This window comes from Shinella sp. GW835-FHT14H05, from assembly GCF_058793575.1.
This window is the reverse complement of record NZ_JBXAFY010000005.1, coordinates 323,275-345,320: the sequence shown is the minus strand read 5'-3', so window position 1 is coordinate 345,320 and position 22,046 is coordinate 323,275. Positions and strand designations below refer to the sequence as shown.

At 65.0% G+C, this 22,046-nt stretch carries 19 protein-coding genes; 2 read left to right on the top strand and 17 right to left on the bottom strand.

The window, feature by feature from the left end:
- Positions 1-41 precede the first annotated feature (41 nt).
- The 7 genes from atpD to AC1Q6Z_RS18335 form a co-directional block, all read right to left on the bottom strand.
- On the bottom strand, positions 42-1,655 hold the full coding sequence (atpD, locus tag AC1Q6Z_RS18365; RefSeq protein WP_256119408.1) for a F0F1 ATP synthase subunit beta: 1,614 nt from the start codon (positions 1,653-1,655) through the stop codon (positions 42-44).
- Between the two features lie 26 nt (positions 1,656-1,681).
- Positions 1,682-2,563: a F0F1 ATP synthase subunit gamma gene (locus tag AC1Q6Z_RS18360; protein ID WP_256119409.1), complete on the bottom strand. Its 882-nt coding sequence runs from the start codon at positions 2,561-2,563 to the stop codon at positions 1,682-1,684.
- Positions 2,564-2,679: 116 nt separating this feature from the next.
- Positions 2,680-4,209 (bottom strand): F0F1 ATP synthase subunit alpha, encoded by a 1,530-nt coding sequence (gene atpA, locus AC1Q6Z_RS18355; protein WP_256119410.1) that lies wholly within the window; start codon positions 4,207-4,209, stop codon positions 2,680-2,682.
- Positions 4,209-4,775: a F0F1 ATP synthase subunit delta gene (locus AC1Q6Z_RS18350; protein ID WP_256119411.1), complete on the bottom strand. Its 567-nt coding sequence runs from the start codon at positions 4,773-4,775 to the stop codon at positions 4,209-4,211. The genes atpA and AC1Q6Z_RS18350 overlap by 1 nt, the downstream gene beginning before the upstream one ends.
- A gap of 262 nt (positions 4,776-5,037) precedes the next feature.
- Positions 5,038-5,421 carry an AGROH133_08824 family phage infection protein gene (locus AC1Q6Z_RS18345; RefSeq protein WP_492648798.1) on the bottom strand — a complete coding sequence of 128 codons (384 nt, stop codon included), beginning with the start codon at positions 5,419-5,421 and terminating at the stop codon, positions 5,038-5,040.
- Between the two features lie 105 nt (positions 5,422-5,526).
- Positions 5,527-7,731 (bottom strand): primosomal protein N', encoded by a 2,205-nt coding sequence (locus AC1Q6Z_RS18340; protein ID WP_492648797.1) that lies wholly within the window; start codon positions 7,729-7,731, stop codon positions 5,527-5,529.
- 58 nt (positions 7,732-7,789) lie between these two features.
- A complete protein-coding gene (locus AC1Q6Z_RS18335; protein WP_492648796.1) occupies positions 7,790-8,926 on the bottom strand; it encodes an AAA family ATPase in 1,137 nt (378 codons plus the stop codon).
- 126 nt (positions 8,927-9,052) lie between these two features.
- On the opposite strand from AC1Q6Z_RS18335, the gene AC1Q6Z_RS18330 reads away from it, so the two are divergent.
- Complete coding sequence (locus tag AC1Q6Z_RS18330; RefSeq protein WP_439618008.1) at positions 9,053-9,988, top strand: tyrosine recombinase XerC; 936 nt, start codon at positions 9,053-9,055, stop codon at positions 9,986-9,988.
- A gap of 64 nt (positions 9,989-10,052) precedes the next feature.
- Positions 10,053-11,135, top strand: a complete 1,083-nt coding sequence (locus AC1Q6Z_RS18325; protein ID WP_492648795.1) for a TraB/GumN family protein — start codon at positions 10,053-10,055, stop codon at positions 11,133-11,135.
- On the opposite strand, the gene AC1Q6Z_RS18320 is transcribed toward AC1Q6Z_RS18325, so the two are convergent.
- The 10 genes from AC1Q6Z_RS18320 to sucC form a co-directional block, all read right to left on the bottom strand.
- Positions 11,113-11,610 carry a DUF2867 domain-containing protein gene (locus AC1Q6Z_RS18320; RefSeq protein ID WP_492648794.1) on the bottom strand — a complete coding sequence of 166 codons (498 nt, stop codon included), beginning with the start codon at positions 11,608-11,610 and terminating at the stop codon, positions 11,113-11,115. The genes AC1Q6Z_RS18325 and AC1Q6Z_RS18320 overlap by 23 nt on opposite strands.
- A gap of 99 nt (positions 11,611-11,709) precedes the next feature.
- The gene (gene lpdA / locus AC1Q6Z_RS18315) at positions 11,710-13,116 is read right to left on the bottom strand and encodes a dihydrolipoyl dehydrogenase (RefSeq protein WP_492648793.1); all 1,407 of its coding nucleotides are present in this window, start codon (positions 13,114-13,116) and stop codon (positions 11,710-11,712) included.
- Positions 13,117-13,139: 23 nt separating this feature from the next.
- The gene (locus AC1Q6Z_RS18310) at positions 13,140-13,892 is read right to left on the bottom strand and encodes an SDR family oxidoreductase (protein ID WP_492648792.1); all 753 of its coding nucleotides are present in this window, start codon (positions 13,890-13,892) and stop codon (positions 13,140-13,142) included.
- Positions 13,889-14,380, bottom strand: coding sequence for a hypothetical protein (locus AC1Q6Z_RS18305; protein WP_256119421.1), 492 nt, complete (start codon positions 14,378-14,380; stop codon positions 13,889-13,891). Before AC1Q6Z_RS18305 ends, AC1Q6Z_RS18310 begins: the two co-directional genes overlap by 4 nt.
- Before the next feature lie 3 nt (positions 14,381-14,383).
- Positions 14,384-15,028 (bottom strand): LysE family translocator, encoded by a 645-nt coding sequence (locus AC1Q6Z_RS18300; protein ID WP_256119422.1) that lies wholly within the window; start codon positions 15,026-15,028, stop codon positions 14,384-14,386.
- Between the two features lie 14 nt (positions 15,029-15,042).
- Entirely contained in the window at positions 15,043-15,456 is a 414-nt protein-coding gene (locus AC1Q6Z_RS18295; protein WP_256119423.1) for an MAPEG family protein, read from the bottom strand.
- Positions 15,457-15,468: 12 nt separating this feature from the next.
- A complete protein-coding gene (odhB, locus tag AC1Q6Z_RS18290) occupies positions 15,469-16,707 on the bottom strand; it encodes a 2-oxoglutarate dehydrogenase complex dihydrolipoyllysine-residue succinyltransferase (protein ID WP_256119424.1) in 1,239 nt (412 codons plus the stop codon).
- A gap of 54 nt (positions 16,708-16,761) precedes the next feature.
- Complete coding sequence (locus AC1Q6Z_RS18285; protein ID WP_492648791.1) at positions 16,762-19,758, bottom strand: 2-oxoglutarate dehydrogenase E1 component; 2,997 nt, start codon at positions 19,756-19,758, stop codon at positions 16,762-16,764.
- Between the two features lie 148 nt (positions 19,759-19,906).
- A complete protein-coding gene (sucD, locus tag AC1Q6Z_RS18280; protein WP_256119426.1) occupies positions 19,907-20,809 on the bottom strand; it encodes a succinate--CoA ligase subunit alpha in 903 nt (300 codons plus the stop codon).
- A 17-nt stretch (positions 20,810-20,826) separates the two neighbouring features.
- Positions 20,827-22,020, bottom strand: a complete 1,194-nt coding sequence (sucC, locus tag AC1Q6Z_RS18275) for an ADP-forming succinate--CoA ligase subunit beta (RefSeq protein WP_492648790.1) — start codon at positions 22,018-22,020, stop codon at positions 20,827-20,829.
- Between the last annotated feature and the right edge of the window lie 26 nt (positions 22,021-22,046).

Sequence of the window (22,046 nt, the reverse complement as noted above, 5' to 3'; positions counted from 1 at the left end):
GCCGGGAAACAGGGCGCCCGGTTAAGGGCGCCCCAAGTTCATCAAGCGGCTTCGGCAGCCAGCTTCTTGGCCTTTTCGACCGCTTCTTCCATGGAACCGACCATGTAGAAGGCGGCTTCCGGCAGGTGGTCGTACTCGCCGTTGACGAGGCCCTTGAAGCCCTTGATCGTGTCTTCGAGCGCGACGAGCTTGCCCGGCGAACCGGTGAAGACTTCGGCGACGAAGAACGGCTGGGACAGGAAGCGCTCGATCTTGCGGGCGCGGGCAACGGCGATCTTGTCGTCTTCCGACAGTTCGTCCATGCCCAGGATGGCGATGATGTCCTGGAGCGACTTGTAGCGCTGCAGGGTCGTCTGGACCTTACGGGCGACTTCGTAGTGCTCTTCGCCGACAACCATCGGGTCGAGCATGCGCGACGTCGAGTCGAGCGGGTCCACGGCCGGGTAGATGCCCTTTTCGGCGATCGAGCGCGACAGAACCGTCGTTGCGTCCAGGTGGGCGAAGGAGGTTGCCGGCGCCGGGTCGGTCAAGTCGTCGGCGGGAACGTAGATGGCCTGAACCGAGGTGATCGAGCCCTTGGTCGTGGTCGTGATGCGCTCCTGCATCTGGCCCATGTCCGTGGCGAGCGTCGGCTGATAGCCCACGGCCGACGGGATACGGCCGAGCAGAGCGGACACTTCGGAACCGGCCTGCGTGAAGCGGAAGATGTTGTCGACGAAGAACAGAACGTCCTGGCCCTTGTCGCGGAAGTCTTCAGCGATCGTCAGACCCGTCAGAGCGACGCGAGCGCGCGCACCCGGCGGTTCGTTCATCTGGCCGTAAACGAGGGCTGCCTTGGAGCCTTCGCCGCCGCCGTGCTTGTTCACGCCGGATTCGATCATTTCGTGGTAGAGGTCGTTGCCTTCGCGGGTACGTTCACCCACGCCTGCGAACACCGAGTAACCACCGTGCGCCTTGGCGACGTTGTTGATCAGTTCCATGATGAGAACGGTCTTGCCGACGCCTGCACCGCCGAAGAGGCCGATCTTGCCGCCCTTTGCGTAAGGTGCCAGCAGGTCGACGACCTTGATGCCGGTGACGAGGATCTGGGCTTCCGTCGACTGCTCGACGTAGGACGGTGCATCCTGGTGGATGGCGCGCTTGCCGGCGGTGACCAGCGGACCGGCTTCGTCAACGGGCTCGCCGATGACGTTCATGATGCGGCCGAGCGTTTCCGGGCCGACCGGAACGGTGATCGGGGCGCCGGTGTTGGCGACCGGCTGACCGCGGACGAGACCTTCGGTCGAGTCCATGGCGATCGTGCGAACGGTGTTTTCGCCGAGGTGCTGGGCGACTTCGAGAACGAGGCGGTTGCCGTTGTTGTCGGTTTCCAGCGCGTTCAGGATCTGCGGCAGTTCGCCGTCGAACGAAACGTCGACGACGGCGCCGATGACCTGCGTCACGCGGCCGGTCGCAACGAATGCGGCCGGAGCCGCAGCCTTCGTGGCGGCCTTGGCGACAGCGGTCTTCGCGGCCGGTGCCTTGGCAGCCGTCGCCTTTGCGGCCGGAGCCTTGGTTGCTGCTGCTGCGACCGGAGCCGCCGCTGCTGCTGCCGTCTTGGTCGCAGCCGGCTTCTTCGCCGCTGCGGTGTCCTTCGGGGTAGCTGCCTTAGCCATATCTCTTACCCTCTTTGTCCTGGTCCTTAGAGCGCTTCAGCGCCCGAGATGATTTCGATGAGTTCCTTGGTGATCTGAGCCTGGCGCTGACGGTTGTAGTTGAGCGTCAGCTTGTTGATCATTTCACCAGCATTGCGGGTCGCGTTGTCCATGGCGCTCATCTTGGCGCCCATTTCGCCGGCGACGTTCTCGAGCAGGGCCCGGAAGATCTGGACGGAAATGTTGCGCGGGATGAGATCGCCGAGGATCGCGCCGGCATCCGGCTCGTAGTCGTAGATCGCCGTTGCACCGGTCGTCTCGGCGACAGCCGCGGGAGCGGAGGCCGGGATGAGCTGGAGCGCGGTCGGGATCTGCGAAATGACCGACTTGAACTCGGAATAGAACAGCGTGCAGACGTCGAACTCGCCCTTTTCGAACAGGCCGATGACCTTGCGGCCGACCTGGTCAGCATTGGCGAAGTTGATGCGCTTGACTTCACGCAGGTCGACGCGGTCGATGATCAGCGACGCGAATTCGCGACGCAGGATATCGAAACCCTTCTTGCCGACGCAGATGATCTTGACCGTCTTGCCGCTCGCCAGAAGCTTGCGGGTATGGTCACGCGCCAGACGCGCAATCTGCGAGTTGAAGCCGCCGCACAGGCCGCGTTCGGCCGTGCAGACGACGAGCAGATGAACCTGGTCCTTGCCCGTGCCGGTCATGAGGCGCGGCGCCGAATCGTCCTGGCCGACGGCCTGGGCGATGTTGGCGAGAACGGCGCTCATGCGCTGCGAATAGGGCCGGGCGGCCTCGGCCGCTTCTTGGGCACGCCGAAGCTTCGCCGCGGCGACCATTTTCATCGCCTTGGTGATCTTCTGCGTCGCCTTGACGGAGGCGATCCGGTTTTTCAGATCCTTAAGTGAAGGCATCCGTTTTCCGTCCTGTGACATGATCCCCCAGAAAATCCTCTGAGCAGATCATGCGTCAATCAAAGTTCCCGGGCTGCCTGCGCGCCAGCTTAGCGCGCAGGGCTCGAACCGTAGCCTCAGCCGAAGGTCTTGGCGAAGGCATCGAGGGCGGCCTTGAGCTTGCCCTTGGTGTCGTCGCTGATCGCCTTTTCGGTGCGGATCTTGTCGAGGATGTCCTTGCCCTCGGAGCGGAAGTAGCCGAGCACGCCCTGCTCGAACTTGCCGACCTGGTTGACCGCGATCTTGTCGAGGTAACCGTTGACGCCGGCGAAGATCACCACGACCTGCTCTTCCGTCTTCAGCGGCGAGAACTGCGGCTGCTTCAGGAGTTCGGTCAGGCGTGCACCGCGGTTAAGCAGGCGCTGCGTTGCGGCGTCGAGGTCCGAGCCGAACTGGGCGAAGGCTGCCATTTCGCGATACTGGGCGAGTTCGCCCTTGATCGAGCCGGCGACCTGCTTCATCGCCTTGATCTGCGCGGACGAGCCCACGCGGGACACCGACAGACCGACGTTAACGGCCGGGCGGATACCCTGGTAGAACAGGTCCGTTTCAAGGAAGATCTGGCCGTCGGTGATCGAGATCACGTTGGTCGGAATGAACGCCGACACGTCGTTACCCTGGGTTTCGATGACCGGCAGAGCCGTCAGCGAGCCAGCGCCCATGTCGTCGTTGAGCTTTGCAGCGCGCTCGAGGAGACGCGAATGCAGGTAGAAGACGTCGCCCGGATAGGCTTCGCGGCCCGGCGGGCGGCGCAGCAGCAGCGACATCTGGCGGTAGGAAACGGCCTGCTTGGAAAGGTCGTCGTAGCCGATGAGGGCGTGCTTGCCGTTATCACGGAAGTATTCGCCCATCGCGCAACCGGCGAACGGTGCGAGGTACTGCATCGGCGCCGGGTCGGAGGCGGTTGCAGCAACGATGATCGAGTACTGGAGAGCGCCGCGCTCTTCGAGAACCTTCACGAACTGGGCGACGGTCGAACGCTTCTGGCCGATAGCGACGTAGACGCAGTAAAGCTTGTCGCCTTCCGGGCCGTTGTCGTGGATCGCCTTCTGGTTCAGGATCGCGTCCAGGATGATCGCGGTCTTGCCGGTCTGGCGGTCGCCGATGACGAGCTCGCGCTGGCCGCGGCCGACCGGGATGAGGGCGTCGATGGCCTTGAGGCCGGTCGACATCGGCTCATGCACCGACTTGCGCGGGATGATGCCCGGAGCCTTGACGTCGACGCGCGAGCGCAGCTTGGCATTGATCGGGCCCTTGCCGTCGATCGGGTTGCCGAGCGCGTCAACGACGCGGCCGAGCAGTTCCGGACCGACCGGCACGTCCACGATGGCGCCCGTCCGCTTGACGGTATCGCCTTCCTTGATGTCACGGTCCGAACCGAAAATAACGACACCGACGTTGTCGCTTTCGAGGTTCAGCGCCATGCCACGGATGCCACCCGGGAATTCCACCATTTCGCCGGCCTGAACATTGTCGAGGCCATAAACGCGGGCGATGCCGTCACCGACGGAGAGCACCTGGCCGACTTCCGAGACTTCCGCCTCTTTGCCGAAGTTTTTGATCTGATCTTTGAGAATTGCGGAAATTTCCGCGGCGCGGATATCCATCAGCCGACCTCTTTCAGTGCAAGCTTAAGAGTAGAGAGTTTGGTGCGAAGGGACGTGTCGATCTGGCGGGAACCCACCTTGACGATCAGGCCACCGAGAATGGACGGGTCGACGGTGACGGCGATCGTCACGTCTTTGCCGGTGACGCCTTTCAGCGCCGCCTTCAATTCTGTTTCCTGCGCTGCGGTCAGCGCATGGGCCGAGGTGACATCGGCCGTGATTTCGCCGCGGGCGCGGGCCGCGATGACGCGGTAGGCCTTGATCATGCCCGGAACGGCGAACAGGCGGCGATTTGACGCAACCACCTTGAGGAAGTTTGCCACGAGGCCCGTGATGCCGGCTTTGGCGGCAACGGCGGCAATGGCCTTGGTCTGATCTTCGGCGGAGAAGACAGGGCTGAGGATCAGCCGCTTGAGGTCTTCGCTCCCGTCGATCAGCGCCTGGAAACGGGCGAGATCGGCACCGACACTATCAGCCGAACCGGCTTCCTGAGCGAGGTCGAAAAGCGAGGACGCGTATCTTTCTGCAACACCGGAAACGAGCTGGGATGTGTCTGCCACGGGCACAAGCTTCTCTTCTTTTCATCCAGAAAGCGGGGCGGTAGCGAGGCTACAGTCCTAACCCTCTGAAATCGTTGCGGTAATCTTCAGTTCCCACAGGCTTTGAAGCCCGTTTTTTCTGAATTTCGCGGTTCGTCTAGCATAGGAAACCGGGACTCGCAACACACGCGGCGCAGGAATGCGCCATAAGTCGGCCATAGTCGGAGCAAAAGTTGACTGCGCAGACTATGTTCTGCTGTCGCCGAGGCAGGCCGGGCCGGTTTTTCGCTCAGATGAAGCCGAATGCGTAGGCCAAAGGCAGCGCGGCGAGGCCCGCCTGCACGACGAGCACGACGAGGTTTTTCAGCGTGAAGGACCCGTCCGACATCAGCGAGAGAATGCGGCCGAATGCAGCGAGCGCGAAGCCGCCACCGATGCCCATATAGATCCAGCTCTGCGCCATCATCAGCGCGACGATGGCGAGCCCCGCATAGAAGCCGCCGGCCGAGCGGGCGAAGGCATACCCTTCGCGGCTGCCGTCGCGGGTCTGCAGGCCGGCGAGCTTCAACGCGGTGCCGGGCGCGAAGAGAGCGAAGAGGCCGAAGAGCGCGGTCACGATGGCCGCCGAGAATGCGAGCAGCTCGCCCGTTTCGGTGGGGATGTAGAATTCCATCGCGACGTTTCTCCGGTTGTGCTCGCCCGCCCCTCTATCGCACAGGCGCGAAAGGCGCAGAAGCGGCCGCGCCGACTTCGCACAACTCTTTGTTAACCATGACGCTCAGAGGAAACTCTGCGGATCGATATCGAGCTGCACCTGGAGCGACGCCCGCTCCTTCGGCCCATTGGCGAGCATGGTGCGCAGGAACGTCTGCATGTCGCTGTTGCGCCGCCCATGGATCAGCAGGCGAAAACGATGGCGGCCGCGCACGAGCGCGAGCGGCGCCTCGGCCGGGCCGAGGATCGAGATGCCGTCGACTTGGGGGGCGGCCTGCCGCAACCCGCGCGCATGCATCTCCGCCTCGCCGCGGGTGTCGGCCGAGACGATGACCGAGGCGAGCCGCCCGAACGGCGGCAGCAGCGCCTTTTCCCGCTCGCCGATCTCGCGGTCGTAGAAGGCCTGCGCATCGCCGGAGACGATCGCCTGCATGACGGGATGCAGCGGCTGGTAGGTCTGGATGAGGCCATGGCTCTTGAGGCCGGAGCGGCCCGCGCGTCCCGTCACCTGCGAGAGCAGCTGGAACGTCCGCTCCGCCGCGCGCGGATCGCCGTTCGAAAGCCCGAGGTCCGCATCGACCACACCGACCAGCGACATCAGCGGGAAATTATGCCCCTTGGCGACGAGCTGCGTGCCGATGACGATATCCGCCTCACCCCGCGCAATCGCCTCCAGCTCCAGCCTGAGCCGCTTCACGCCCATCAGATCTGAGGACAGCACGATGGTGCGCGCTTCCGGAAAATGCTTCTCCACCTCCTCCGCAATGCGCTCCACCCCCGGCCCGCAGGCGGCGAGATGATCGAAGGTGCCGCATTCCGGGCAGGCTTCCGGCGTGCGCTCGGCATAGCCGCAATGATGGCACTGGATCTGCCCGCGAAACCGGTGCTCGACCAGCCAGCTTGAGCATTGCGGGCACTGGAAACGATGGCCGCAGACGCGGCAGAGCGTCAGCGGCGCATAACCGCGGCGATTGAGGAAAAGCAGCGCCTGCTGCTCCTTCTCGATGGTGCGGGCGATGCCGCGCAGCATGACGGGCGAAAGAAACCCGCCGCGCGCCGGCGGATGGCGCCGCATATCGACAAGGTGCAGGTCCGGAAGGGCGGCGTCGCCATACCGCGTCGGCAGGTGCAGCTTGCGATAGCGCCCGACATCGCTGTTGACGCGGCTTTCGATGGACGGCGTCGCCGAGACGAGCACGGCCGGGAAATCGCCGATGCGCGCCCGCACCACGGCCATGTCGCGCGCATTGTAGAAGACGCGGTCTTCCTGCTTGTAGGCAGGATCGTGCTCCTCATCGACGATGACGAGGCCGAGATTCTCGAAGGGCAGGAACAGCGCCGAACGCGCGCCGGCCACGACCCGCACATCCCCCATCGTCACCTGCCGCCAGACCTTTTCACGGATGCGCGGGGCGAGATCGGAATGCCACTCGGCGGGTTTTGCGCCAAACCGATCCTGGAAACGCTCCAGAAAACTTGCCGTCAGCGCGATTTCCGGCAGCAGGATCAACACCTGCTTGCCCCGCCGCAGCGTCTCGGCAATCGCCTCGAAATAGACCTCGGTCTTGCCCGAACCGGTAATGCCGTCGATCAGCGAGACGTTGAAGCCGCCGGCGCGCACGCTCTCGACAAGCTCCGCCGCACTCTCCGTCTGCGGCCCTTCGAGCCGCGGCTCCACATGCTCCGGATCGGGCACCGCGACGACGGGCGGCGGCGGCAGGAAGACGGTCTCGAAGCTGCCCTGCTTCACCAGCCCGTCGACGACACTGGTCGAGGTGCCGGCGGCGTGCGCAAGACCCGAGCGGGTCCACGGAATGCCGTCCTCGACCATTTCCAGCACCCGCTCGCGGGCACTCGTCAGCCGCTCCGGCCGGTGACCCGTAAAACGCAGCCCCTCGATCATCGGCTCGGGATCGAAGGCCGTCGGCGCACGCAGCGCCATGCGGGCGACCAAGCCCGGCGGCGTGACCGTATAGGCGGAAACCCAGTCGAGGAAATCGCGCATCTCCTTCGAGAGCGGCGGGCAGTCGAAGACCTTCTCGATCGGCCGCAGCTTCTTCGGATCGACTTGGCTGTCGTCACCGCCATCCCAGACGACCCCCGGCACCAGCCGCGGCCCGAGCGGCACCTGCACGATCGAGCCCGGCTCCACCGCCATGCCCTCCGGCACGGAGTAGGAATAGGGCGTGGGCGTGGGCACCGGCACCATGACGGGCACCGTGCGCGGAAAAAGTTTCTCCCCGAAAAGGTCGATCGAATCGCTGTTCATTGCCCGCGAAGATGCCCCCGCCGGTGCGCGAAGAAAACCGCAAAGATCGCCGTCCCGCTCATTCGTCGTCCTCGCCCATTTCGCCGGTCAGCCGCATGCCGTCGATCCAGGTCGCGCCGTCATTGCGCACGACGCGCTTGGCCCGCACGCCGCAGCGCGTCTCCACCTCCTGCGCCAGCCGCTCGGAATGGGTGACGATCCACAACTGGCTCGTCTCGGCGGCCCGCGCGATCATCTCGGCGAGCGGCGACAGCATGTCCGGATGGAGGCTCGCCTCCGGCTCGTTCAACGCGATCAACGGCGGCGTGCGGTATGAAAGCAATGCAGCCGCGAGCGCCAGGAAACGGATCTGCCCGTCGGAAAGCTCGCGCGGCTGGAAGATGCGCTGGGGAAACTGCGGGAAGGTCAGCCCGTAGGAGGCGAATTCCTCCGGCTCGGGCACGGAAAGCCGTGCGCCGCCAAAGGCATCCGCCACCGCCCGGTCGAGATCGACCGTGTCGCCCCGCGTCCATTTCAGCGTCGCGAAGACCGCCGCCATGTTCGCCCCGTCCTCGTCGAGCAGCGGCGCGGTGACGGCAAGGCAGGGCTGGCGCAGCGCCGAATCGCGGTCCGAGCGGAAACCGTGGAAGAACCGCCATTGCGAAACCGCGCGGCGGAACGTGCCGACCTCCGGATAATGGCCGGCATCGCCGAGAAGCGCGATGGCGGTCTCGGAGGTCAGGGCCTGTTCGGGATACTCCACCATCCGGCCCGCCTCGCTGCGCACCATGATGCCCGGTCCGCCGCGTTTCATCATGGTCACCGGCCGGCGGCCGGTCTCAATCGACAATTCCTCGGCCTTGACCTGCGGCTCGAAGGCGAAACCCGCGGCATCGATCGGCGGTCGTAAGCCCGCCTCGACGCGGTAGCGGAAGGTGATCGCCCGGTCCTCGTCGAGAAGCTCGGCCTCCAGCCGGATGCGCACCGGCTCGTTCACCCGGCGCTTGCCCGTCCACAGCGCCGAGGCCATGCCGCCCTCCGCTGCGATCTCATGGGCGAAATTGCCGCGCACCGCCGCCTGCACCAGTTGCAGCGAGCGGTAGAGGTTCGACTTGCCCGCTCCGTTCTCGCCGACGAACAGGTTCACCCGCCCAAGATCCATGCGGATCGAGCGCAGCGAACGGTAGTTTTCGGCGGACATGGAGCGCAGCAGCATGAAGCGTATCCGGAATCAGGAGCACGATCGTCTCTATACCGGGCACCATGTCCAGAGGAAGGCGGCCGGTGAAGCAAACGTTAACGCAAATCACCGACCATGCGGCAAACGGCCGAAGGGCATGCCATGAACGAACTTCTCATCATCGCCGACCAGACCCTGATGACCGAGCGACAAAGCTGGCTCGCGTCGCTGGCCGACGAGCGGCGGCTGTCGGAGAACACGCTGGACGCCTATGAGCGCGACACGAGGCAGTTCCTCACCTTCCTGACGCAGCATCTCGCCGCCCCCGCGCGCCTGAAGGATATCGGCGACCTGCGCCCGGCAGACCTGCGCGGCTTCCTCGCCAGCCGGCGCCGCGATGGTGCGGGTGCCCGCACGCTCGGCCGCGGCCTTGCCGGCCTGCGCTCCTTCCTGCGCCATCTGGAGCGCAAGGGCCTTGCCAATGCGGCCGGTGCCTCCGCCGTGCGCTCGCCAAAACAGCCGAAATCGCTGCCGAAACCGCTTTCCGCCGGGCAGGCGATCGCCGTGGTCGATGCCAGCGAACAGCTTGCCGACGAACCGTGGATCCGCGTGCGCAATGCCGCGGTGCTGACGCTGCTCTACGGCTGCGGCCTGCGCATCTCCGAGGCGCTGTCGCTGACGCCCGCCGATTTCGCCGGCACGCCGACATCGCTGCGCATCACCGGCAAGGGCGACAAGATGCGCATCGTGCCGCTGATCGCCCCGGCGCTCACCGGCGTCGAGGATTACATCAAACTCTGCCCCATTCCGCTGGCCGAGGACAAGCCGCTGTTCCGCGGCATGCGCGGCGGGCCGTTGCAGCCCGCCATCATCCAGCGCGAGATGCAGAAGATGCGCAGCGCGCTCGGCCTGCCGGACAGCGCCACGCCGCATGCGTTGCGCCATTCCTTCGCCACGCATCTGCTTGCCGGCGGCGGGGACCTGCGCACCATCCAGGAACTGCTCGGCCATGCCAGCCTCTCGACGACCCAGGTCTATACCGGCGTCGATTCGGCCCGGCTGCTCGAAATCTACGACCGAGCGCACCCGCGCGCCTGAATCCGTTAACGGCTTGTGAGGGGGACGCGGCTAGGGTCGCGAAAAATATGCAGGGAGTTCGACCATGACAGTCCTTCTTCACAAGAGCCGCATGGTGCTGGCCGACCGGCTGGCCGATGCCGGCCTCTGGGCGCTGGCGGCTATCCATCTCTTCATCGCCCTCTCCGTCCTCGTCGTGCTGGCGACCCTCTCCCCCGCCCATGCGCAGGAGCCTGCAGCGTGCGGCGGCAACAACCTGCTGACGAAATTCGAGAAGGACGACCCGGCCGGCTTCGCCAAGCTGCGCGCCGAGGCGGATGCCGTGCCGAACGGCAAGGGCATCTTCTGGAAGATCGAGAAGGACGGCAAGCCCGCCTCCTGGCTGCTCGGCACCATGCATGTGACGGACCCGCGCGTGCTCGCCATGCCGGAAGCGGCGCGCACCGCCTATGCCGATGCCGCCACCATCGTCGTCGAATCGGACGAGATCGCCGACGAGAAGAAGGCGGGCGCGGCCATCATGGCGCGGCCCGACCTCACCATGTTCACCGACGGAAAATCCATCACCGACTTCCTCGACAAGCAGGATGCGGAGAAGCTTGCGGAAGGCCTGAAGGGGCGCGGCCTGTCGCTCGCCGCCGTCGGCCGCATGAAGCCATGGATGATCGCGAGCTTCGTGGCGCTGCCGGCCTGCGAGATCGCCCGAAAGACGGCGGGTGCGGCCTTCCTCGACCAGCAGCTCGCCAAAACCGCGCTCGCCGAAGGCAAGACGCTGAAAGGCCTGGAAACGCTGATCGAGCAGATTTCCGCCCTCGATTCGCTGCCGGTCGAACCGCAGGTCCAGGGCCTCGTGCAGACGCTGGAACTCGGCGATACGCTGACGGATGTCATCGAGACGATGAGCCAGCTCTATCTTGCCGGCGATACCGGCATGATCATGCCGATGATGCGGGCGTCCGCGCCTGAGACGGACGAGGACGCCAAGGCCTATGCCGATTTCGAGCAGCGCATCATCATCGACCGTAACCACACGATGGCAGAACGGGCGGCCCCGATCCTGGCGGACGGCAACGTCTTCATCGCCGTCGGCGCGCTGCATCTCGCCGGCCCGGAGGGCGTGGTCGAACTCCTGCGCAAGCAGGGCTTTACGGTAACCGCGGTGAACTGACCCGGCGCCCGACGCCGCACAGCATGGTGCGAACGATCAGCTTGTGGAACGGCATGATGGCGGCGAGATAGAGCCGGCCGAGCAGGTTGTTGCGGTGCACGAGCGTCATCACGCTGAGGGTCTGGCCGCTTGGCCGGTCCTGCCTTATATCGATGACGATGCGGAAATCGAGATGCTTGTCGTCGAAGCCGAGCACGACCCGGTCGTCACTGGCGCTCACCACCGGAAAACCACCGATTTCCACCTGTGATGTCGCGGCCTGTTCCGCCGCCCGCTTCAGGCCGAAGGGCGCGACCAGCGCATTGCGCAGCGCCATCAGTCTGCGCACCCAGCCCGGCGGATGTTCGAGCGCCAGCCGCGCGGCCTCCCGCGCCGTGAGATGATCGACGGGCAGGCCGAGCGTGAAGCGATCCGCCCAGTCGGCAGTCGGCAGCAGGGGATGCGGGAGCGAGACGGGTCTCGATACGGGGGACATGAAGGCCATCCTTTACAGCCTGCATGGTGCCCCTGATCGAGCGTAGAGGACAGGCGGCCGGTTGTCGCAGCCGCCCACCCCTGTCGCATATGGTCCGGATCACATATGGATCGGCTTGAAGAAGGTCGCGAGTGCGGCTTCCTTGACGGCTTCCGACATGGTCGGGTGCGCGTGGCAGGTGCGGCCGAGGTCCTCGGAGGAACCGCCGAATTCCATCAGCACGGCCGCCTCGTGGATCATCTCGCCGGCGCCGAAGCCGACGATGTGCACGCCGAGCACGCGGTCGGTCTCCTTGTCGGCCAGGACCTTTACGAAACCATCCGTCGCCAGCATGGCGCGGGCGCGGCCGTTCGCCGTGAACGGGAACTTGCCGGCCTTGTAGGCGATACCCGCAGCCTTCAGCTCCTCTTCCGTCTTGCCGACGGAGGCGACTTCCGGCTGGGTGTAGACCACGCCCGGGATGACGTCATAGTTCACATGGCCCGCCTGGCCGGCGAGGATTTCGGCAACGGCGACACCCTCGTCTTCCGCCTTGTGGGCGAGCATCGGGCCGCGCACCACGTCGCCGAGCGCATAGATGCCGGCAATGTTGGTCTGGAAGTGGTTGTCGATCTCGACGCGACCGCGATTGTCCAGCGCGACACCCGCTTCCTTGAGGCCGAGGCCTTCGGTATAGGGCTTGCGGCCGGTGGCGATCAGCACGACGTCGGCTTCGATCGTGGCGGCATCACCGCCCTTGACCGGTTCGAAGGTCACCTTGGCGCCCGCGCCGGCCTTCTCCACGCCCGTCACCTTGGCGCCGAGCTTGAACTCCATGCCCTGCTTGGCGAGCATGCGCTGGAACTGCTTGGAGACCTCGCCGTCCATGCCGCCGAGGATCGTGTCGAGATATTCGATGACCGTGACCTTGGCGCCGAGACGTGCCCAGACCGAGCCGAGCTCCAGCCCGATCACGCCGCCGCCGACGACGATCAGGTGGCCCGGAACCTTTTCGAGCGCGATGCCGCCGGTCGACGAGATGATGACCTTCTCGTCGATATCGACCGGAACGCCCGGAATGCCGGCGACGTCGGAACCCGTGGCGATGACGATGTTCTTCGTCTCCAGGACTTGCTCTTCGCCCTTGTCGTTGGTGACGGAGACCTTGCCCGCGCCCAGCACCTTGCCGGTGCCCTGGATGCCGTCGATCTTGTTCTTCTTGAAGAGGAAGGCGACGCCGTCGACATTCGACTTCACGGTCGCATCCTTGTGCGCCATCATCTTCGGCAGGTTGAGCACCGGCTTCACGCCGTCGATGCCAAGCGCTTCCATGCCATGGCCGGCCTGGTGGTAGACCTCGGAGGCGTGCAGCAGCGCCTTGGAGGGGATGCAGCCGACATTGAGGCAAGTGCCGCCATAGGTCTGGCGCTTCTCGACGACCGCGACCTTCAGGCCGAGCTGGGCCGCCTTGATGGCGCAGACATAGCCGCCGGGGCCGGAACCGATAACGATGAGATCATATGCCATGACAAGTCCTTCCTGCGCGGGGCCTAGCGGCCGCCGCTGACGTTGAGGGCGGCACCCGTCACATAGGATGCCGCATCGGAGAGAAGATAGAGAATGGAATGGGCGACTTCATCGGCCGTGCCCGGCCGCTGCATCGGGATGAGCGACGCCATGTCGCGCGCCCGGTTCGGCAGGCCGCCGGAGGCGTGGATGTCGGTGTCGATGATGCCGGGGCGCACGAGATTGACGCGCACGCCTTCCGTCGCGACCTCGCGGGCAAGCCCGATGGTAAAACTCTCGATCGCGCCCTTGCTGGCGGCATAGTCGACATATTGCCCGGCCGAACCGAGCTGCGCCGCCACCGAGGAAATATTGACGATCGAGCCGCCCTTGCCGCCATGGCGGGTCGACATGCGGCGCACGGCCTCCTGCGCGCAGCGGATCGAGCCCATGACATTGACCGCGAACATGCGCTCCAGCCGCTCGGCGGACATTTCATCGACGCGCTGCGGCAGGGCGACGATGCCGGCATTGTTCACCAGCCCTTCGAGCCGGCCGAACGTGCCGTCGATGGTGGAGAAGATATTGGCGAGGCCGAGTTCGCTGCCGACATCGCCCTGAACGGGGATCGCCGACCCGCCCATGGCGTGGATATCCGCGACCACCGCCTCTGCGGCTTCGAGGTTTGCCACATAATTCACGGCGACCTGCCAGCCGGCAGCGCCCGCCATGCGGCAGACGCTGGCGCCGATGCCGCGGCTGCCGCCGGTGACGAGAAGAACGGGCGCTTCCGTCATGCGGCACATCCCTTGCGCTTGAGCACGTCCCACGGCGCAACCTTGGCCTTGCCCTCGTCCCACAGCGTCGAATAGCGCAGGGAGGGGCCGAAGCCGGCGAGCAACAGCGTTTCGGCCGCCGTGGCGCCCTCGGCGGGCAGCAGGTCTGCTCCACCGGACCCATCGAGCGTATAGATCACGCCTTCCCAGACGGTGCAGGCGGCGATTTCCTCGCCGGTCACGTCGCCTTCCGGGCAATTGTGCATGACCATGCCGTTGGAGCGCGCGGGATCGTCGCCGGGCATCACGATGCCGTCGAGCACCACGCCGCTTGAGAGCACCTTCACCTTGAAATGATGGCTCGTCGCGGCAGCACTCGACCCGACCGGTTCGAAGGTCAGCTCATAGCCCCCGTCGCGATCCGCATAGATCGCGCGGTCCTGCCGGCACTCCGCCGCAGAGGCGGCGGTCGCGGCAAAAAGTCCGGCGACGACGAGGGCGGTGCGCATGGCTCAGTGGGCCTTTTCCGTGGCGAGCTTGATGCCGAGCGCGATGAAGACGAGGCCGCTGGCGCGATCGATCCACTGGCTCATGCGCGAGAAGGCGGCCCGCATGCGCGGGGTCGTCATGAACAGCGAGACGCCGACGAACCAGGCGATGAGGCAGGAGGCCATGACGAGCCCGTAGCCGAACTTGATAGCGATCGGCGTATGGGCACTGACGACGGTCGAGAAGATCGACAGGAAGAAGAAGACCGGCTTGGGGTTCAGCGCATTGGCGAGGAAACCGAGACCGAAGGCGCGCAGCGCCGACTGCTCGCCCTTGCCGTCCTCGTTGCCCTTCACCGCCTCGACGGACATGTCCGTCTTGCCGGCACGCAAGGCCTTGATGCCGATATAAATGAGGTAAGCGACGCCGCACCACTTCACGATGTTGAAGAGGTAGATCGACTGGGAAATGATGAGGCCGAGGCCGAGGATCGTGTAAGTGACGTGGAACATCAGCGACGTGCCGACGCCGAAGGACGTGATGATCGCCGCGCGCCGCCCATGCACGATCGACTGGCGCATGACCATGGCAAGGTCGGCACCCGGCGAGACGATGGCGAAGGAAAAGATCGCCATCAACGAGGCGAGTTCCAGGAAATAGCTGCTCATGGGATACCTGTCTCCTAGAAGATGACCACGCCCGCCATGACCGCGAGGCCCACCAGCGCGACGAGCCAGACAATCGAACGGATATAGGGAATGCCTGCCAGATAGAGCGGAAGATAGACGAGCCGGGCGATAAACCACAGCCAGGCGCCGGCCAGTCCCCAGCCCGCCGGATCACCCGCGATGGCAAGCGCCAGGGCGAGGGCGACGAAGCCGGGATAGGTTTCCCGGAAATTGGCCGACGCGCGGCCAGCGCGTCCGGCAAGCTTGCCTGTCGGCTCCCGCCCGCCATCCCGCGGGCCGGCATTCCAGGCGGAACCGAGTTCACGCGTGGAAAGCACGCCCTGGAGCCCGATATGGAAGACGAGCAGCGCCACGCTCAATGCCAGAAGCACGAGCATGGGCGAAGACGCTGACGCTGCCGCCTCCATGGCTATCCCCTTTTAGAGATCGAGAACGAGGCGTTCCGGATCTTCCAGGCTGTCCTTGACGCGGACCAGGAAGGTCACGGCTTCCTTACCGTCGACCATGCGGTGATCGTAGGAAAGCGCCAGATACATCATCGGACGGATGACGATCTGGCCGCCGACGACGACCGGGCGCTCCTGGATCTTGTGCATGCCGAGGATGCCGGACTGCGGGGCATTCAGGATCGGCGAGGACATCAGCGAGCCGTAGACACCGCCGTTCGAAATGGTGAACGTGCCGCCCTGCATGTCGGCCATGGAGAGCGCGCCGTCACGGGCGAGCTTACCGAGGCGACCGATATCCTTTTCGATTTCGGCGATCGACATCTGGTCGGCATCGCGCACGACCGGAACGACGAGGCCCTTGTCCGTGCCGACGGCGACGCCGATGTGGCAGTAGTTCTTGTAGATGATGTCGGTGCCGTCGATCTCGGCGTTGACAGCCGGCAGTTCCTTCAGCGCGTGCGTCACGGCCTTGGTGAAGAAGCCCATGAAGCCGAGCTTCACGCCGTGCTTCTTCTCGAACAGGTCCTTGTAGCGGTTGCGCAGGTCCATCACGGCCGACATGTCCACCTCGTTGTAGGTGGTGAGCATGGCGGCGGTGTTCTGCGCGTCCTTGAGGCGGCGGGCGATCGTCTGGCGCAGGCGCGTCATCTTCACGCGCTCTTCGCGCGGCGCATCAGCCTCGGAGGAGGCAGCACGGGCGACAACCTTCACCGGCTCGGCAGCAGCGGCCGGCGTCGAGGCCGTAACACCCTTGGCGACAGCGGCGAGCACGTCGCCCTTCAGCACCTGGCCGCGCTTGCCGGAACCATCGACCTGGTCGGCGGAGATATTGTTTTCGGCGAGCAGCTTGGCGGCCGAGGGTGCAGCCGGCATGGAAGACGCAGCCGCGGCGGGCTTGGCTTCGGCAGCCGGAGCGGCCGCAACCTTCTCGACCTTTTCGGCGGCGGCAGGCGCGCTGGCACCGGCGGAACCGCTCGCAGAGATCTGGCCGAGCAGGCCGCCCGGCTCGACCGTGTCGCCGGCATTCGCGACGATTTCCGACAGGACGCCAGCGGCCGGTGCCGGCACTTCGATCGTCACCTTGTCGGTTTCGAGCTCACAGAGCGGCTCGTCGGCCTTGATGACGTCGCCGACCTTCTTGAACCAGGTGCCGACGGTCGCTTCGCTGACGGATTCTCCCAAAGTCGGGACGCGGATTTCGGTAGCCATGAGTGTTTTCCGTTCGTTGTATCTTTGTCGCGGTTACGGAGTGCTAGGGCGGGATCAGCCGCCCAGCGCGTCCTCGAGGAAGGCGGCGAGCTGCGCGAGGTGCTTCGACATCAGGCCCGTTGCAGGCGACGCCGCGGCCGGACGGCCGGTGTAGCGCACGCGCTGGTACTTGGCGTCGATATGGGCGAGCACCCATTCGAGATAGGGGTCGATGAACGCCCAGCCACCCATGTTCTTGGGCTCTTCCTGGCACCAGACCATCTCGGCATTGCGGAAACGCGACAGCTCGTTGATCAGCGCCTTGGCCGGGAACGGATAGAGCTGTTCCAGGCGCAGCAGGTAGACATCGTCGATGCCGCGCTTTTCGCGCTCTTCCAGAAGGTCGTAGTAGACCTTGCCCGAGCACATCACGACGCGACGGATCTTCGCGTCCTTCTGCAGCTTGATCGGGCCGTCCTTGATGACCTCCGCATCGTCCCACAGCAGGCGGTGGAACGAGCTTTCGCCCGCCATTTCCGACAGCGAGGAGACGGCGCGCTTGTGGCGCAGCAGCGACTTCGGCGTCATCATGATCAGCGGCTTGCGGAAGTCGCGCTTCACCTGGCGGCGCAGGATGTGGAAGTAGTTCGCCGGCGTCGTGACGTTGGCGACCTGCATGTTGTCCTCGGCGCACATCTGCAGCCAGCGTTCGAGGCGGGCGGAGGAGTGCTCCGGACCCTGGCCCTCATAGCCGTGCGGCAGCAGGCAGACCAGGCCCGACATGCGCAGCCACTTGCGTTCGCCCGACGAGATGAACTGGTCGAAGACGACCTGCGCACCGTTGGCGAAGTCGCCGAACTGGGCTTCCCAGAGCGTCAGCGCATTCGGACGGGCCAGCGAATAGCCATATTCGAAGCCGAGCACGGCCTCTTCCGAGAGCATCGAGTTGATGACCTCGTAACGGGCCTGCGTCGGCGCCAGGTTGGCGAGCGGGATGTAGCGGTCTTCGGTCTCCTGGTCGTAGAGAACCGAATGGCGCTGCGAGAATGTGCCGCGTTCGCAATCCTGGCCGGAAAGGCGGATCTTCGTGCCCTCGACGCAGAGCGTGCCGAAGGCAAGCGCTTCGCCCATCGCCCAGTCGATGCCCTCGCCCGTCTCCACCATCTGCATGCGGTTGTCCATGAACCGCTGGATGGTCTTGTGGGCCTTGAAACCTTCCGGGATCGTCGAGATCTTGCGGCCGATTTCCTTGAGCTGCTTCATCGGCACCGAGGTCTTGCCGCGGCGCTGTTCGTCCTGGTTGTCGGCCGAGCGCAGGCCCGACCAGGCACCGTCCAGCCAGTCGGCCTTGTTCGGCTTGTAGGACTGGCCGGCCTCGAACTCCTGTTCGAGATTGGCGCGCCAGTCGGCCTTCATCTTCTCGAATTCGCCTTCACTGATCACGCCCTCGGCAATGAGGCGCGCGCCATAGATGTTGACGACCGTCTTGTGGGCGCGGATCGCCTTGTACATCTTCGGCTGCGTGAACGCCGGCTCGTCGCCTTCGTTATGGCCGAAGCGGCGGTAGCAGAACATGTCCAGCACGACCGGCTTGTGGAACTTCATGCGGAATTCGGTGGCGATCTTGGCGGCGTAGGTCACCGCTTCCGGATCGTCGCCGTTCACATGAAAGATCGGCGCCTCGATCATCTTCGCCACGTCGGAGGGATAGGGCGAGGAGCGCGAGAAGGCCGGGTTCGTGGTGAAACCGATCTGGTTGTTGATGATGACATGCACCGTGCCGGCGACGCGGTGACCGCGCAGGCCCGACAGGCCGAGGATTTCGGCCGTCACGCCCTGGCCGGCAAAGGCGGCATCGCCGTGCAGCAGCAGCGGCATGACCTGGGCGCGTTCAAAGAGCGGGATGATGTCGCCCTCGAAGACCTTCGCCATCTGGTCCTGCTTGGCGCGGGCCTTGCCCATGACGACCGGGTTGACGATCTCAAGGTGAGAGGGGTTCGCTGTCAGCGACAGGTGCACCTTGTTGCCGTCGAACTCGCGGTCCGAGGAGGCGCCGAGGTGGTACTTCACGTCGCCGGAGCCTTCGACTTCGTCCGGCGCGTAGGAGCCGCCCTTGAACTCGTGGAACACGGCGCGGTGGGGCTTGGCCATCACGTTGGTCAGAACGTTGAGGCGGCCGCGATGCGCCATGCCGAGCACGATTTCCTTCAGGCCGAGCTGGCCGCCGCGCTTGATGATCTGTTCGAGCGCCGGGATCAGCGCTTCACCGCCATCGAGGCCGAAGCGCTTGGTGCCCTTGTACTTGACGTCGATGAACTGCTCGAAGCCTTCCGACTCGATCAGCTTCTGCAGGATGGCCTTCTTGCCCTCCGGCGTGAAATCGACACCCTTGTTCTGGCCTTCGATGCGCTCCTGGATCCAGCCCTTTTCTTCCGGGTTGGAAATGTGCATGAACTCGACGCCGATCGTCGAGCAATAGGTGCGCTCGAGGATATCGACCATCTCGCGGATCGTCGCGTATTCAAGGCCGAGCACGTTGTCGATGAAGATCTTGCGATCAAGATCCTTGTCCTCGAAACCATAGTTCGAGGGCGAAAGCTCGTGATAGTCCTCGACGGGTGCCGCGATGCCGAGCGGGTCGAGCTTGGCATGCAGGTGGCCGCGGGCGCGGTAGGCGCGGATCATCATGATGGCGCGCACCGAGTCGCGCGTCGCCTGGTTGACGTCGGCCTGGTTGACGGGCGCGCCGGTCCGGACCGCGGCGGCTTCCGCCTTGGCCTGGACCTTCTTCTCAAGCACCTTCTCGACGACGCCCCAGTTGCCGTCGAGCGCCGAGACGAGCTCGCCATTGGCCGCGATCGGCCAGTTGGCGCGCTTCCACGAGGCGCCCTTGGCGGCCTTCACGATGTCGGAGGGCTGGTCTTCCAGCGCCTTGAAGAAGGCCTGCCACTCTTCGCCGACGGAAGCGGGGTCCGCCTCATACTTCGCGTAGAGCTGTTCGATATAGGCCGCGTTCGCCCCGTCAAGGAAGGACGTGGCGAGAAATTGTTCGTTGGCGTCTAGTCGTGCCATGGTGTTTCGCGGGCGCCGCGCCCGCCTCCCGAACGATCGTGTTGACCGGGCTTTCCCCGGATTGCCGCCCGCCGCAGGCCTGTCCGCCGCGCGCCGGGAAGAGACGGATCGGCCGGCATTTTCAGCCGGCCCACCCAGTGTTGATGTTTCAGCCCTTCAGGACTTCGACCAGCGTCTTGCCGAGGCGGGCCGGCGAGGGCGACACGCGGATGCCCGCGGATTCCATCGCCGCGATCTTGGATTCCGCGTCACCCTTGCCGCCGGAAACGACAGCGCCGGCGTGGCCCATGGTGCGGCCCTTCGGAGCGGTGCGGCCCGCGATGAAGCCGGCCATCGGCTTCTTGCGGCCCTTCTTGGCTTCGTCGATGAGGAACTGCGCCGCATCTTCTTCCGCCGAGCCGCCGATTTCGCCGATCATGATGATGGAGGTCGTGGCGTCGTCCGCCAGGAACATCTCCAGCACGTCGATGAATTCGGTGCCCTTGACCGGGTCGCCGCCGATGCCGACGGCCGTGGTCTGGCCGAGGCCTTCGTTGGAGGTCTGGAACACCGCTTCATAGGTAAGCGTGCCGGAGCGCGAAACAATACCGACCGAGCCCTTGCGGAAGATCGAGCCCGGCATGATGCCGATCTTGCATTCTTCCGGCGTCAGGATGCCCGGGCAGTTCGGGCCGAGCAGGCGCGAGGAGGAGCGGTCGAGGCGGGCCTTGACGCGCACCATGTCGGCAACCGGGATGCCTTCGGTGATGCAGGTGATGAAGGGGATTTCCGCTTCGATCGCCTCGATGATCGCGTCCGCGGCGCCTGCCGGCGGAACGTAGATCACGGAGGCGTCCGCGCCGGTCTTTTCCTTGCCTTCGGCAACCGAGGCGAAGATCGGCAGGCTTTCACCCTTCGAGCCGGTCCAGGTTTCGCCGCCCTTCTTCGGGTGGATGCCGCCGACCATCTGCGTGCCGTAATAGGCGAGCGCCTGTTCGGTGTGGAAGGTGCCGGTCTTGCCGGTCAGGCCCTGAACGAGGACCTTGGTGTTCTTGTTGACGAGAATCGACATGAGGTCAGGTCCTTCAATTAGCCGTTGATCGCGGCGACGATCTTCTTGGCAGCATCATCCAGATCGTCAGCGGCGGTGATCGCCAGGCCCGATTCGTTCAGGATCTTCTTGCCAAGCTCGACATTCGTGCCTTCGAGACGAACGACCAGCGGAACCTTGAGGCCGACTTCCTGCACGGCCGCAACGACACCCTCTGCGATGACATCGCACTTCATGATGCCGCCGAAGATGTTGACGAGGATGCCCTCGACCTTCGGGTCTGCCGTTATGATCTTGAAGGCAGCCGCGACCTTCTCCTTGCCGGCGCCGCCGCCGACGTCGCAGAAGTTCGCCGGCTCCTTGCCGTAGAGCTTGATGATGTCCATCGTCGCCATGGCAAGGCCCGCGCCGTTGACCATGCAGCCGATATTGCCGTCGAGCGCCACATAGGCGAGATCCCACTTGGAGGCCTCGATTTCCTTGGCGTCCTCTTCGGTCTCGTCGCGCAGCGCCTTGACGTCGTCGTGGCGGAACAGCGCGTTGCCGTCGAACGACACCTTGGCGTCGAGAACGCGCATGCGGCCGTTCTTCATGACGATCAGCGGGTTGATCTCCAGGAGGCTCATGTCCTTCTCGACAAAGGCCTTGTAGAGGATCGGGAAGAGCTTTTCGGCGTCGGCCTTTGCTTCGCCTTCGAGCTTCAACGCCGAGGTGAGCTTCGCCAGGTCGTCGGCGGTGACGCCGGCTTCCGGGTTGATCGCGACGGTGAGGATCTTTTCCGGCGTGTCATGGGCGACGGCCTCGATGTCCATGCCGCCTTCGGTCGAAACGACGAAGGCAACCTGGCCGACGGAGCGGTCGACGAGCAGCGAGAGGTAGAGTTCGCGGTCGATATCGGCGCCGTCCTCGATGTAGAGGCGATTTACCTGCTTGCCGGCCGGGCCGGTCTGCGCGGTGACGAGCGTGTTGCCGAGCATTTCCTTGGCATGGGCCTTGGCCTCCTCGATCGAGAAGGCGAGGCGCACGCCGCCCTTGGCGTCGGGGCCGAGTTCCTTGAACTTGCCCTTGCCGCGGCCGCCGGCGTGGATCTGGCTTTTGACCACGTAGAGCGGGCCGGGAAGCGACTTCGCAGCCGCCTCCGCCTCGTCGGCGGAGAAGATGGCAACGCCTTCGGCAACCGGTGCGCCAAAGCTCTTCAGCAGAGCCTTGCCCTGATATTCATGAATGTTCATGGGGAAAATCCTGTCCTGATGCCGGG